11 protein-coding genes are annotated in these 13,766 nt (G+C 39.0%); 10 read left to right on the top strand and 1 reads right to left on the bottom strand.

Features of this window, described 5'->3' with window-relative positions:
- Window positions 1–8: 8 nt before the first annotated feature.
- From D6856_RS03295 to D6856_RS03255, 9 genes are all read left to right on the top strand, one after another.
- Window positions 9–1,670, top strand: coding sequence for a trypsin-like peptidase domain-containing protein (locus D6856_RS03295; RefSeq protein ID WP_158588810.1), 1,662 nt, complete (start codon window positions 9–11; stop codon window positions 1,668–1,670).
- The gene (locus D6856_RS03290) at window positions 1,671–2,594 is read left to right on the top strand and encodes an FHA domain-containing protein (protein WP_120685714.1); all 924 of its coding nucleotides are present in this window, start codon (window positions 1,671–1,673) and stop codon (window positions 2,592–2,594) included.
- 6 nt (window positions 2,595–2,600) lie between these two features.
- Window positions 2,601–3,623, top strand: a complete 1,023-nt coding sequence (locus tag D6856_RS03285) for a nucleotide-binding protein (protein ID WP_120685713.1) — start codon at window positions 2,601–2,603, stop codon at window positions 3,621–3,623.
- Between the two features lie 12 nt (window positions 3,624–3,635).
- Window positions 3,636–3,890 (top strand): EsaB/YukD family protein, encoded by a 255-nt coding sequence (locus D6856_RS03280; RefSeq protein WP_120685712.1) that lies wholly within the window; start codon window positions 3,636–3,638, stop codon window positions 3,888–3,890.
- 3 nt (window positions 3,891–3,893) lie between these two features.
- On the top strand, window positions 3,894–8,405 hold the full coding sequence (essC, locus tag D6856_RS03275) for a type VII secretion protein EssC (protein ID WP_120685711.1): 4,512 nt from the start codon (window positions 3,894–3,896) through the stop codon (window positions 8,403–8,405).
- Between the two features lie 22 nt (window positions 8,406–8,427).
- Entirely contained in the window at window positions 8,428–8,718 is a 291-nt protein-coding gene (locus D6856_RS03270; protein WP_120685710.1) for a WXG100 family type VII secretion target, read from the top strand.
- 21 nt (window positions 8,719–8,739) lie between these two features.
- Entirely contained in the window at window positions 8,740–9,048 is a 309-nt protein-coding gene (locus D6856_RS03265; RefSeq protein ID WP_120685709.1) for a WXG100 family type VII secretion target, read from the top strand.
- 76 nt (window positions 9,049–9,124) lie between these two features.
- Window positions 9,125–9,565 carry a hypothetical protein gene (locus D6856_RS03260; protein ID WP_120685708.1) on the top strand — a complete coding sequence of 147 codons (441 nt, stop codon included), beginning with the start codon at window positions 9,125–9,127 and terminating at the stop codon, window positions 9,563–9,565.
- Window positions 9,566–9,583: 18 nt separating this feature from the next.
- Window positions 9,584–9,886 (top strand): hypothetical protein, encoded by a 303-nt coding sequence (locus D6856_RS03255; RefSeq protein WP_120685707.1) that lies wholly within the window; start codon window positions 9,584–9,586, stop codon window positions 9,884–9,886.
- Between the two features lie 4 nt (window positions 9,887–9,890).
- Here the strand turns inward: D6856_RS03255 and D6856_RS03250 are convergent, their stop codons facing one another.
- Entirely contained in the window at window positions 9,891–10,526 is a 636-nt protein-coding gene (locus tag D6856_RS03250) for an endonuclease III domain-containing protein (protein ID WP_120685706.1), read from the bottom strand.
- Between the two features lie 74 nt (window positions 10,527–10,600).
- Here D6856_RS03250 and D6856_RS03245 point away from each other — a divergent pair, with 74 nt between their 5' ends.
- Window positions 10,601–13,756, top strand: coding sequence for a TIR domain-containing protein (locus D6856_RS03245; RefSeq protein ID WP_120685705.1), 3,156 nt, complete (start codon window positions 10,601–10,603; stop codon window positions 13,754–13,756).
- Window positions 13,757–13,766 lie beyond the last annotated feature (10 nt).

Below are 13,766 nucleotides of genomic sequence, written 5' to 3'. Positions count from 1 at the left end.
TGAGAAAAATGAATAAAATAATGAAATATCTTTTGACTATGCTAATCGTATTGGGATTATGCAGTCAATTAGATGTACATGCAAAAGCAAATGTAGCTTCGAGTGAAGCTTCCACTGATGAAGCCTCGATGGAATCGTCGGTGGAGACATCGGCAGAGGCGTCGACGGAGGTTTCGCTTGAAGAGAATAGCATTTTTGAAAAAACTGATATAAATCCGGAAGACGAAGAGAATGATAAGGAAAGCCATGAACTCTCTTCTATAGAAGATGCCAGAAAAGGTGTTGTACAGGTTAATTGTGTTTATAAAGATGACCTTGGAAAAACATATATCATACAGGGCGGTACCGGATTTCTGATCGGTTCTTCTGAGGATACTGAATATGTGATCACAAACAATCACATAATAAATCCTGAGAAAAAAGTCAGAGACACTGCTTTCAAAGCGATAGGTGTAGATAATAACAAAGAATGGGATAAGATCAATCTTGCTGCACAGGTCGTTGTGGAGGGAGATGTCGTTCTTGATGCTGCCGTTGTAAAGGCAAGCCCCAAAAGAGATTTTGTTGTGCTTAAGCTTGAACAGCCAATGTATACAAGGTCTCCTTTGACACTCTTGCTGGCGGAATCCAAAACCGGAGGACGCCCCTACAACGTTGCGGATAAAGTATTTACTCTGGGATATCCGACAGGAATAACCTATGAGAATCCCGAATATTATTCCAACGATAAAGTTTCTATGACATCCGGAACAATAGCCAATATTACTTCGGTCGATGACACCATGGTCATTCAACATGATGCCGGGATTGATGAAAGTAATTGCGGAGGCCCGCTTATAAATGAAGACGGTCTGGTGATCGGATTAAACGAATTGGGAGATGAAGGAAGTGCGAACTATTCTCTTGAATCGGTAGAAATTGCGGCTATATTGGATGGCTTGGGAATTAAATACAGCAAGATGTCAGCAGAAGAGTATATTGATCTCAAAACACCCAAGGAACCGGAGATTGACTATAGAGCAAATGTTTCTGATATCACACCTTTGGAACACAGATCGGGTGTAAATATCAAGAGGGTGATCATTATAGTTTTGATCTGCATTGCGGCAGCTCTGCTTATAGCGATCATAGTTTTAGTTGTTATACGTTTGGTTAAAAAGATAAAAGAGAAAAAGCTAAAAGACCAAAAAATAGAAGAGGAAAACAACAGAAACAGATTTGAAGGAGCGGACATAAAACGTTCTGCAAAACAAAATACGGCAGCTTTGGATGATGTCGAAAATGAAAGTTCTTTTTCAAAGGGAACTGAGACCACACTTTTATATTCGGCTACGGGTGATAAAGAAACAACGCTGCTGTCAGATTCCTACAATGTTTATCTCGGTACTTTAATAAGAAGGAAAAACGGAGAAAACATAATAATCAATAAAGATTGCTTTTCTATTGGAAAAGACAGCTTAAACATTGATTTTAGGATAGCGGATAACAGTGCTGTTAGCAGACGTCATGCAACTATCAGGAAATCCGGAAAACAAGTTGTTATTGAGGATAATAACTCAACAAACGGAACATTTGTAAGAGGCGAAAGGCTTATAAAAGGTCAGACCAAAACACTGATTAACGGTGATGTTATTAAGATTGCCGACGAGGAGTTTGATTACAGGAAATAAATGGAAACACTTAATTCTCAAACACATATTTCATTCAAACCGGATGACGGAGAAAAGATATCCGGTTTTGGAATGAAGATGCTAAAACAAATGAATAATGAAAATATTCTTGATATAGCACAGGTTGATCTTGATGGGAGAGAAACTATCGTTTGCAGAACAGAAGGTCTTGACCTCGTTGAGACCGTAAAGGAGCACTTGACTGTCAGTGAGAAGATAAATCTTTTAGTCGGGCTTTCGGAACTGATAAACGCTTTTGACGAGAATCCTTTTTTAAACAAGGAGTTCATTGTACTGGATGCGGATAAGATTTATCTGAGCCCTGAAGACGGACACCCCAAGTTTGTTATTCTTCCCATGGTACTTAACAGTACAGGTTCTCTTGGAAGAGAATGGCTTGAGAAGCTTTATAAGCTTCTTAAAGATATTGTGCTGATAGGTGATATTGGCGCAGACAGAGATTTGGCTGAGCTTAAGAAAAAAGTTGAAGCAATATCCGGGAATAAGGAGTTTTCGACAAATGAGTTATTTGACCTTAGTCGTTTTATTTCCTCAACCTTTAAAGCTTTCCGATATGATCAATCGGAAAACACAAATAAAAGAAGCGGAAATATAGAGGTCAAACTTACTTATGACGGAGAATATGGCAAATTCGCACTTTTCATTGTGAAGAATGGATTTGTTATAGGAAATGCAGATTCCTGCGACGGGAAGATACTGTGTAATAAAGCCATAAGCAGGCAGCATGGAGAGATATATCTTGAAGGCGGAGAATGCTTTTATGAAGACTTGGGAAGCAGTAATCATTCCGGATTAAACGGACATATATTACAGGCAGGAGAAAAGGTCAAGATCCAAAACGGTGATGTATTAAGACTTGCCGATATGGATTTAATGGTAGAGATAGAAGAAAGAGTCGGTTAAAAACTCATGAAGGAAAAAAAGATTCTTTTAATAAGTTTTGACAAAGAGTATATAGATAGAATCCTTTCGAAATTGCCATTCATGCTTAATGATAATTCCAAGCTGAGCATAATATCGACAGCAGATTCATTGGTGGATTTTTTGAAGAACGATCATCTCAAGGTTGACGTTCTTATTAAGGATGAAGCGATCAGCGATGAGATCCTGAAAGTTCAGCCGACAGAAAAGCTTTATTACCTTGTGGAAAGCACCGATAGCAAGAATTCAATAAGTAAGTATGACGCGGTGGACGGAATAGTTAATAAGCTTGGAAAAGCATATCTCAAAGATACAGAAAAACCTGTCGGTAAGACAAAGGTTATAGATATCTGTTCCGTAAGCGGAGGCTGCGGAAAAACCAAAGCAGCAATAGGAATTTCCGCAAAGCTTTCAAAGATGGGATATTCGGTCTTATATATAGATGCGGAAGAAATGCAAAATTTCTATGAATACCTTCCTAAAAAATGGAAAGCTACGTGGGCCGACGGTTCAACTGCCATTGCATTTATGAATGGAGTTGAAGCAGGGACAATGGGAGAAGTAATTCACAAAAACATATTTGATTATGTGCCTGCATTCAGAGATCCAATATACGCATACAATGTTTTCCTAAAATCATATTACGATATGGTGCGAAATGTAGCGGATAAAGAAATCTATGATTATATAGTTGTTGAACATGAAAACGGTTTAACTAAGGAGCTTGCGCAATATCTTTCTGACAGTAAGGCGATGGCTGTATGTGTACGAGACGGAAGCGGAGAAGCGGACAGACTTGAAAGATATATGAATAATCTTATGGACTTTGACGGACAATGCTTTGTGATATGTGATTCCGTAAACGCAGCTGACACAGATATAGAAAAGAAGATGGATGAGTACAATTATCCGGTATGCGAAATAGTTGCCGGAGACATAAACGGTAACACAGATGTCGAGAAGCTACTGGAAGGAAACGAGTACATCGCAACAGTAACGGCAGTGAAGTAGCGGGTGGATATTATGAACGATAACATAATCGTACTTTTTAAAAACTGCAAAAATGAAAAAGAAGTAGATTTGGAGATTCCAAGGAATCTGACTGCCAATGAACTTATTTACGGATTGAATGACAGTTTTAATCTTGGAATAAACATGGATAAGCCGCTTCAGTGTTACCTTAGGGCTGATTATCCCAAAGCACTGATACGCGGAGAAAAGACACTTGAAGAACTTGGGATAAGAGACGGAACGACAATCTTTTTTGATGAGCGATAGGACATGAATTATAAACTGACTATATACAACAACAAAGTTTATAAAGAGCTAATTCTTACTGAAGATACTAAGAATATTACCATAGGAACAGGTAAGAAAAACGGCGTTTGTTTCTTTGGCGACAGCTTTGAAAGAGACTTCCTTATTGAGATCATTAGGCAGCAGAATGACTATATTGTCTCTTCTTCTCAGAACATTTTTTTCAACACTGATTCTGTAAAAGAGAAGGTGCATGTTCTCAAAAACGGAGAAAGCGTTGAGGTATGTGACGGAGAGACGGACAGAGCTTTCATATACTTGGACTTCAGCGAGGATTTTGGTGATAAGCAGGATAATTACAATCTCCAAATAAGTATTGACGGAAGAAAAGAATTATCAATCGGAGGCACTAAGGATTGCGATATTGAGGTTTTAGGCGATTCTTTTGCAAATGATAAGGTTGTTCTAAAGAGGAACGAATCCGCATTTGATATAGATATTTCCCATAGTCGCTATGGCGTTAAAGTCAATGGAGTTAATGTAAAAAACAAAAAGAAGATTATCCTTAAGGATAAGCAATTTTTGGAATATTGCGGTAATTTCTTTTATCTGGAAGGTGATCATATTTACACTTCGGACGAGGGAAACATTATAACGACACTTAGTAAAGTGGACAATATCCCTCAGACCAATCATTTCAAATACCCGCAGTTCTTTAGAAGTGCAAGACAGCAATATGCGCTGCTTGAAGATAAGCCTGAGATTCTTTCTCCCAAGACGGCACCGACGAAGCCGAGAAGGAATCTTATCAGAATATTGCTTCCGGTAATCCTAATGTTGTTCCTTATGGTTTTTGTAAGAGGAATGCTCATGCCTGGAAACAATATGTTTGTTATTTATTTTGCGGCGTCAATGAGCATAAGCGGATGTATGTCTGTATGGAACTATTTTGATGCGGGAAAAGAATATCGTGAAAAGAAAACAAACAGAGTAAAAGTTTATAACGAGTATCTTGATAAAAAAGAAAAAGAGCTTGTTGAACTAAGACATGATGAAATAACTATTTTTTCTGAAAGAAACAGGTCTGTTGAAGAGACTGTCAGAAACATAAATGATTTCAGTTCCAGATTGTTTGAAAAAGAAAAAGATCATGAGGATTTTCTTGAAATAAGGATCGGAACGGGAAGAGTAAAATCCGGTTGTCAGGTTAAATTCAGAAAGCAGGAATATCTTGAAACTGAAGATATGCTTATGGAGTACCCGGAGAAAATTCACGATAAATACGAGTATATAGATGATATGCCGGTAGTTCTCGAACTGGCCAAGGTCAATGCGGTAGGTGTTATCGGTGTCAGAAATAAGCTGTACCAGATGCTTAAGAACATGATATTGACTGTTTCGGGTCAACATTTCTATGAAGAAGTAAAAGAGTATCTGATACTCGGAAGAGAAGACGTTCCTTATTTTGAGTGGACCAGATGGATTCGGAATTTCAGCGATGAAGATTTGGGGATGCGCTTTATAATTCATGACGATGAAAGCATCAAAGCAGGTCTTGAATTCTTGTACGGAGAGCTTTCTATAAGAGAAAGCTTGAAGGAAAGTCAAATAAAGCAGCTGGCGCACTTTGTTGTCTATGTATATCGCTCCGAAAAATTCATGGAACATCCGGTAAAAGAGTTTGTGAAGTATGCCAAGAGACTTGGTTTTACTTTTATATTTTTCGAAGATTACGAAGAGATGCTTCACAAGGCCTGTGACAAGAGGATATTCCTTGAGCCGAGTAAGAATCACGGCTTTATTCAGGATACGGAAGACGGAAATGAGATTCAGTATTTTGATTATGGACATATCTCATTGGAGGCTGCAAAGAAATGTGCGCGTAAACTTGCGCCTATCTATATAAAGGAACTTAGCCTTGAGAGTACACTTACCAAGAATATTTCTTTTTACAAGCTTCTTGGAATAATGAATGCTCATGATCTCAATCTTGAGGAGAGATGGGGCAGATCCAAGGTATATGAATCCATGGCCGCTCCGCTTGGAGTAAGGAGTGGTAACGAGATAGTGAAGCTTGATCTTCACGAAAAGTATCATGGCCCTCACGGACTTGTTGCCGGTACAACCGGTTCCGGTAAATCGGAGATAATGCAATCATACATTTTATCGGTGGCAACACTTTTCCACCCGTATGATGTCAGCTTTATCATCATTGACTTTAAGGGCGGTGGTATGGCGAATCAGTTCAAGAACCTGCCACACCTTAACGGCACAATAACCAACATAGACGGTAAGCAGATCAACAGATCGCTCAAGTCTATTAAAGCAGAGCTGATAAAGAGACAGGAACTGTTTGCCAAATACGAAGTAAACCAGATAGACAATTATATTCGATTATACAAAGAGGGAAAGGCAGATATTCCGCTGCCGCATCTCATCTTACTTGTAGACGAGTTTGCCGAACTTAAGGCGGAACAGCCTGAGTTTATGAAAGAGCTTATCAGTACGGCCAGAATAGGACGAAGCTTGGGAGTTCATTTGATCCTGGCGACACAGAAACCTTCAGGTGTCGTTAACGATCAGATCTGGAGTAATTCCAAGTTTAAGCTTTGTCTTAAGGTTCAGGAAAGAAGCGACAGTAATGAAGTGCTTCATTCACCTCTGGCGGCTGAGATCAGAGAACCGGGAAGAGCGTATCTGCAGGTCGGAAACAATGAGATATTTGAGCTTTTCCAGTCTGCATACAGTGGAGCACCTGCGTTTGTACAAAGTACAAATGCCAAGAGAGAATTCCGCATAAAAAGCGTAAGTCTTTCCGGAAAAAGACAGGTTGTATATGAGCAGAAACCTGAAAAAAAAGAAGCTTCAATGACACAGCTTGAGGCGGTTGTTGAATATGTTAATGAGTATTGTAAGGAAGCCGATATAGCTAAATTACCGGATATATGTCTTCCTCCGCTTGAGGAAGTAATACCTTATCCGGAAGAACTTGAAAGCAACTCTACGGATGTAACTGTTCCTATTGGAATATATGATGATCCCGACAGACAGGCACAGAAAGAATTTGAGATTAATCTCACCAAGAACCATACTTATATACTCGGATCATCCTTAAGCGGAAAGACGACCATGCTACAAGGCATGATCATGGGAATAACAAAGAAGTATTCTCCCAAGGATGTAAACATCTATATCATCGATTTCGCTTCTATGATGCTGAGGATATTTGAAGGACTTAAGCATGTCGGAAGTGTGGTAACCATCACGGATGAAGATAAGCTTAAGAATCTGATCATGATGCTCATAAAGAAGATTGAGATTAGAAGACGACTTCTTGCAAATAAGGGACTCAGTTCTTTCAGCTCATATCGAGAGGCGGGATATAAGGATGAGCCGCAGATAATATTGTTTATAGAAAACTATACGGTATTTAAAGCAACTTTTCCCGAATACGAAGAAGATATTCTCGCCATATGCAGAGATGGTGTGGCAAATGGAATATCTGTAGTCTTCACCAATCAGCAGATGTCGGGAATCGGATACAAACTTATGTCAAATATCTCACTTAAGATTGCTCTCAACTGTAATGATAAGAGCCAATTTGTTTCACTCTTTGACAGATGCAAGTTGTTTCCCGATGAAATTCCCGGAAGAGGAATCACACTCTTTGGAACCGAAATTCGTGAGTTTCAAGCTTATATGGCATTTTCTTCGGATAAAGAGATCGAGCGTATAGGAAAGATAAAAGAATATATTTCTAAATGTAATGAAAAGTATGGCGATGAATGTGCCGAAAAGATCAGGTATGTTCCCGCAGAGCTTACAGAGAAGTATCTTTCTGATGAGTACGGCAATACAAGCTTATGTAATGACAAGCTTATGATCGGTCTTAACTACGCAAAGATCATTCCCGAATATTTGGAAATGTCTTCCGGTAAGATAATCGGATTCTCCGGAAGAGAAGATCTGGGAAGAAGAAAATTTGCCGAGTATGTTTTAAGGAAACTGATAAATAGCGAAGCTGTTAATCTCTGGCTTATAGATTCAGAGAGAGGTGAATTTGAAAGTATATCCAAAGAAAAAGAGATCGCCTATTATTCGGCAAACGCTATGGATTCCATAGAAATGATAGAAAGAGCCCATGCCGGGATCGGTAAAAAGCAATCCGAGGGTAGTGATGCAGACAACAATAAACTTAACGTATTGTATTTTGCAAACAGAAAGGTCATGGACGTAATACAAAAGGAGGAAGGAATATATGAGAAGTACTTAGAGATTTTTGAAAAAGCAAAGGAAAATAAGGTATGCATTATGCACGCTGATGTGGAAAATACCGCGGTCACTTCATTAAGTAATCCAATACTTAAGCATGTAAGGGACAATGGGGATATGGTATTTTTTGAAAGTATCAGAGATATCTTGTTGGTAAGAGTACCCCAACAGGTATTAAGTTCCGTGAAAGTTCCAACAAACGTCGGCGATGCATTTTACATAAATAACGCAAAGCTCAAGCGCATAAAAGTGACGTTTGAGTAATAAAAGAAAAGGAGAAAAAGATATGGCACAAAAAGGAGTAAACGTTGAATTATTGGCTACAAAGAGCCAATTAATCGAAAAAGCAGCCGGTGAGCTCGATACACTTACATCGAGTGTACAGGGCTTGCAGGGACCTCTTGTAGAATGCTGGTATGGTGTTGATAGTGATGCATGTGTTAATTTCATCAATCAGCTTTCAAGCAAGATGACTCAGATGTCCGGACAGGTCCGTCAGGTTAACAAATGGATCAACAGCGTTTCACAGAGTTATCAGAGTGAAGCAGCCAGCGGAAGCAGAGCATATCAGTTTTAATTAAAGGAAGGAGAGAATAACATGGGAGCAAGTGGAATGATTGGAGCAGATACCGAGGAGCTTAATGCGAACGCGGATAAGCTCACGAGTTTTGCAGAAGAATTAACTACAACTTTAGACAGCCTTAAGGCTGATATTGATGAGGTTGGTGCGGAAGGCATTTTTGGTGATTCAGCACAGAAGCTTATCGATGTATATCTGGAGCTTAATGAGGATCTTCATAAATTTTCAAAGACATTGGAGACACTCGGTATGAATGTAAAAACATCTTCAAATAATAAGATAGAAATTGATACACAGGGAGCTTCAAATCTTTCATACGAAGGATAAGTGACTGTCGGCATGTGGCAGTGTCAAAGCTGCCACATGTATTTAGCTTTTAATAACGATATATGGAGGGAAGAGAATGGCAACAAAGGAGAAAACTAAGCAAGACTTCGATAAAGAGATCGATGCTTGCAAAGCAAAAAAGGATGCTCTTGAGGGTCTTTTAAGTAAGCTTGAGGAACTATTACAGGAGCTTGAATCCAAAGACGGAGAATTGAGGGAAGGAGCACTTGATCCGATCTCACGTTATAAGCTCGGAGGAGAATCAGGGGAAGATTGGCTCGGGCTTAACTTTACCAAAGCCGGGGAGAACAAAACAACAATAAATACAAACATGTCAAACTATGGATCACAAATAAGTACTCTTGAAAGCGAGATTCAGGAAGCGATCAATGAGCTTGAGGAAGCAATAAAAGAGCTTGAGAAAGAACTAAAGAGCCTAAATCATAAGAAAGAATCTGCTCCTGATGAAAACGATATAAGCGAATCCGATAGTTCGGATTCGGAAGAAAAAGAATAAATTAAGGGGGAAAGAGATATGAATATGATAAAGTTAGATGTTCAAGTATTTACCTCGATAGTAGCGGGAATAAAAACGCAGAGCGACAATATCATTGCGACTGAGACGGGATATGTTAACCCTGATCCGGAAATTCTTAGAAATTCAATTATTCCCGATTACCAGCAGGCCGATCATGGGGTTAATGATATGCTCAGACTCATGAAACAGGAACTGACGCATGTCACACAGGTAATGGATGCGATCAGGGTAGATTATGAAACCGTGGATAGAGAAAAAACAGCCGATTGTGAACAGGTATATAATTCAAACGCAAGCTGATGAGTTACTGCTTTTTTGCATTCTTGCAGATATCATTAAGACAGCACCTGTCACATTCAGGTCTTCTTGCTATGCATACTTCTCTACCGTGAGTAACGAATCTGTGGCATAGTGCGTTTCCTTCTTCGGGAGGGATGATCTTCCACAGTTCTTTTTCAACCTTAGTAGGATCTTTTATATTATCAACAAGACCTATAAGGTTACAAAGTCTAATACAATGAGTGTCCGTAACAATTGCGGGATTTCCGAATACGTCTCCGAGGACAAGATTGGCGCTTTTTCTTCCTACTCCGGGAAGTGCGAGCAGCTCTTTCATGTTATCGGGGACGTTGTCGTTATATTTTTCGTGAATGACCTTCATACAGGCGGAGATGTCCCTTGCTTTGGAATTACCAAGGCCGCAGGGACGAACTATTTTCTCTATTTCTTCGACGGGAGCTTTGGCCAGAGCCTCCACGGTCGGGAATTTCTCATACAATAAAGGCGTTATCATATCGACTCTTTTGTCCGTGCACTGGGCCGCTAGGCGCACGCTCACAAGAAGTTGCCAGGCTTTATCGTAGGCAAGAGTGCATACGGCGTCGGGATATTCCTTTTTTAATCTATTTATTACTTCAAGTGCTAATTTTTTCTTGGTCATATCGAGCCTTTCTTGTATAATAATCATTGTAAAATATTTAAATTTATTTAACAAAAAAGTTGGAGTTGGGGAAAATGAGTTTACACTATAATGCATTTATTTCTTACAAACACGCTGAGCTCGATAATAAGATCGCAGCAATGGTTGAGCGTGGTCTTGAACACTATCACATTCCGCACAAAATCAGAAAAAAGACCGGCATGAAAAAGATCGAGAGGATCTTTAGAGATACCGACGAGCTTCCGATCACTAGTGACCTTAGCGGAACAATCGCAGAGGCACTTGAGAATGCTGACTATCTTATAGTAATATGCTCGACAAATACTTGCAAATCCATGTGGGTTGAAAGAGAGATAAAGCTCTTTTTAAAGAACCACACTCAGGATCAGATCCTTACGGTATTGGCAGACGGTGAGCCGGTTGATGTGGTACCCGAGATACTTAAGAATAAAGAGGTTACCAGGGTTAATGAGCTGGGAATCGAAGAAACGGTAACAATACCTGTTGAGCCGCTTTCATGTGATTTCAGACTTCCTGCGAGAGAAGCCAAGAACACTGAACTTCCTCGCCTTGCGGCATCTCTTATAGGCTGTTCGTACAACGAACTGATGGATAGACAGCGTCAGTACAAGATGAAAAGACTGACCGCTATTTTTGCTGTGATAATGGCTGTAACGCTTACTTTTGTCGGTAATCTGATATACAGCAACAAAAAGGTTAATGACAGCTATCGTGCTTCTCTTATCAGTCAGTCTAAGTATCTTGCGAATGAATCGGAGAAACTTCTTGATAATCAGAACAGAATTGATGCGCTACATTTGGCTCTTGCGGCTCTTCCCGGTGAGGAGATGCCGGACAGACCTGTCACGACGGAAGCTCTTCGTGCGATCACGCAGGCAACAATGGCTTATGTATCAAATGACGTAGCCGATATCACATCAATATGGAATTATGAGATGCCCGGAACCGTAAGAGAATTGAATGCAGATTCCGATAATAAATATCTGGAAGCAATGGACCAATTCGGAAACATAAAAATATGGGATACGGAAAGTCATAAAGAACTCTATAGTTACAATCCCAAGCATGATAGAGCTCTTGTTCCAACATGTTTTAAGTTTCTTTCCGATGGAAGAGCTATTATGGCAGGAGGTCATTTTATTACATGTGTCAATGTGAAAAACGGAAAGGCGGATTGGGAACAGAAACTTGATGACTATTTTACCGATGAAGCTATTAATATAACTAGTGACGGAAATATAATGCTTCCGATGGATGATGGATCATTTCGCATTTTTTCAAAGGAAGACGGAAAGGTAATTGAGGAATATAAACTTCCGGAAGAGTTTACTTCTTCTTTTTATATTGAAGGATATGTTCATCATACTTGTTTATCTCCGGACAATACAAAGATTGCCTTTACTTTTTCGGATAAAGATCAAAAAACCGGAATCGGAGTATATGATATAACTTCCGATAAAGTAATATCCAAAGTGACGGATGGGAAATTCTCGGGTGATATTCTTTTTCCTACAAATGACGAGCTGTTTTTGGCATTTCCTGAAGATCCCATGAACAGTAACACCAGATTCCTTACCATGAATATATGTAAGACAGATCGAGATACGATTGAGTGTCTTGATCCTGATGATCTTTCTGTGAAATGGACCAATGAGTTTTTATCCAATGATGTTTCTTATGGATCGGAATTTATTTATATAGAAGACAATAATTCTATAGCTTACTATTCCGGTGATACTTCAGATATTTGGGATGTGGCGACCGGTGAGAGACTTCATCATTTCACTGTGAATTCAGCTATTGTTTATGCTTTTATGAGTAAAGATAGAGTTGTCCCAAGTTATATAACTCTTAACGGCGGTCTTGCAAGCTTTACTTCTTCAGATCCTGAGGATAAAGATACTATCAATTGTATGGAATATTTTACTGATAATCTTGATATCGGTGCGGTTGGTAGTGGATGCTTATATTTATCTCGAAAAAACGGAAAAAGTATAACTCAGTATTCCGGAAATACATATGACAAAGAATGGAAAGCTTATGATGCTTCTCCCGAGACAAAAAGTCTCTATAATTCATATATGGATGATAATGTCGCCGCTGTTCTTTTTGATGAAGAAGAGAGCGTGATATTGGACCTTTTTGATCCAAATGATATGAAGTATACCAAAAGAGTTGTTTTGGCCGAGGACGGAAGTGAGGCGAAATCGCATCAATTCCTTTGTCTTGGCACTTATAATGGCAAACTGCTTTTGAACTATAAAAATAATGTGTCCGGTGATGAATTGAGGGTCTATTTCGTCGACTATAAGACAGGAGAATACACATCGGAGAAGATAAATAAGTATTCTTATTCATCAACCAATATTCCGACATACGAAAACGGTAAGATTGTTTATACAGAAATGAATGGATTTGATAACACATTTATATCTGTATATGATATTGCATCGAAAAAAACAGATAAGTATCGTCTTCCTGTAGAAGAATATATCGGTATCAAGAATCTATATTATTTTGAAAAACAAGGCTTTATCTATGTTGCAGTAACACAGCCCTTTGATGGCTCTACAGTGAAACCGGACTATATTATAGATATAAATGAAAACGAGATATATCCCGTTGATCATGACGATGATTGGAATGATACTGTATGTGTATCGATGAATGATGACGGAAACTTGATTGCTGCAACAGATGAGAAGAATATAGTTATAAAAGATATAAAGGGAAATAATATATCTGTAATTCCTATTTTCGATGTTAAAATGCGGAGACCTGTTTTTGTGAAAGAAAAGGTTAGTCAAAAGGATCTGCTTATTGTTCCGTTTACTGACGGCAATTTGTGCAGATATGATGCAATGACGGGAAATCTTGTCGGAATGACGGAATATACGACAAATTCTACGATGGACTATGAAAGTACCTTTACCGTTGATGCCGAACATTCATGTATATACTTTCATTATTCATCAATTACCAATATTTTTGATCTGGACAGCTATATGGAACTGGGATATGTTACAGGAAACATGGGATACCACAAACCTACGGATACATTCCCGTGCTTGGCAAAGGATGAGAACGGTGTGGAATGCCTCGGCTATTTCCGCCGCTATAACTTAGACGATCTGATTAAAAAGGCAAAAGATATTTTGCAGGACCACGAGATGCCCAAGGAGCAGAAGGACGCTTACGGAATTAATTAAAAGAAAAAGA

Origin of the sequence: Butyrivibrio sp. XB500-5 (genome assembly GCF_003625505.1) — a bacterium.
GTDB lineage: Bacteria > Bacillota > Clostridia > Lachnospirales > Lachnospiraceae > Butyrivibrio.
The sequence above is the reverse complement of the archived record's forward strand: the minus strand, read 5'-3'. Positions and strand labels throughout refer to the sequence as shown.

Bases quoted from the DNA above. Each gene is read 5' to 3' on its own strand.
- D6856_RS03290 (WP_120685714.1), top strand. From the start codon at position 1,671: ATGGAAACACTTAATTCTCAAACACATATTTCATTCAAACCGGATGAC.
- D6856_RS03265 (WP_120685709.1), top strand. From the start codon at position 8,740: ATGGGAGCAAGTGGAATGATTGGAGCAGATACCGAGGAGCTTAATGCG.
- D6856_RS03270 (WP_120685710.1), top strand. From the start codon at position 8,428: ATGGCACAAAAAGGAGTAAACGTTGAATTATTGGCTACAAAGAGCCAA.
- D6856_RS03260 (WP_120685708.1), top strand. From the start codon at position 9,125: ATGGCAACAAAGGAGAAAACTAAGCAAGACTTCGATAAAGAGATCGAT.
- D6856_RS03285 (WP_120685713.1), top strand. From the start codon at position 2,601: ATGAAGGAAAAAAAGATTCTTTTAATAAGTTTTGACAAAGAGTATATA.
- D6856_RS03255 (WP_120685707.1), top strand. From the start codon at position 9,584: ATGAATATGATAAAGTTAGATGTTCAAGTATTTACCTCGATAGTAGCG.
- D6856_RS03280 (WP_120685712.1), top strand. From the start codon at position 3,636: ATGAACGATAACATAATCGTACTTTTTAAAAACTGCAAAAATGAAAAA.
- essC (WP_120685711.1), top strand. From the start codon at position 3,894: ATGAATTATAAACTGACTATATACAACAACAAAGTTTATAAAGAGCTA.
- D6856_RS03250 (WP_120685706.1), bottom strand. From the start codon at position 10,526: ATGACCAAGAAAAAATTAGCACTTGAAGTAATAAATAGATTAAAAAAG.
- D6856_RS03295 (WP_158588810.1), top strand. From the start codon at position 9: ATGAATAAAATAATGAAATATCTTTTGACTATGCTAATCGTATTGGGA.
- D6856_RS03245 (WP_120685705.1), top strand. From the start codon at position 10,601: ATGAGTTTACACTATAATGCATTTATTTCTTACAAACACGCTGAGCTC.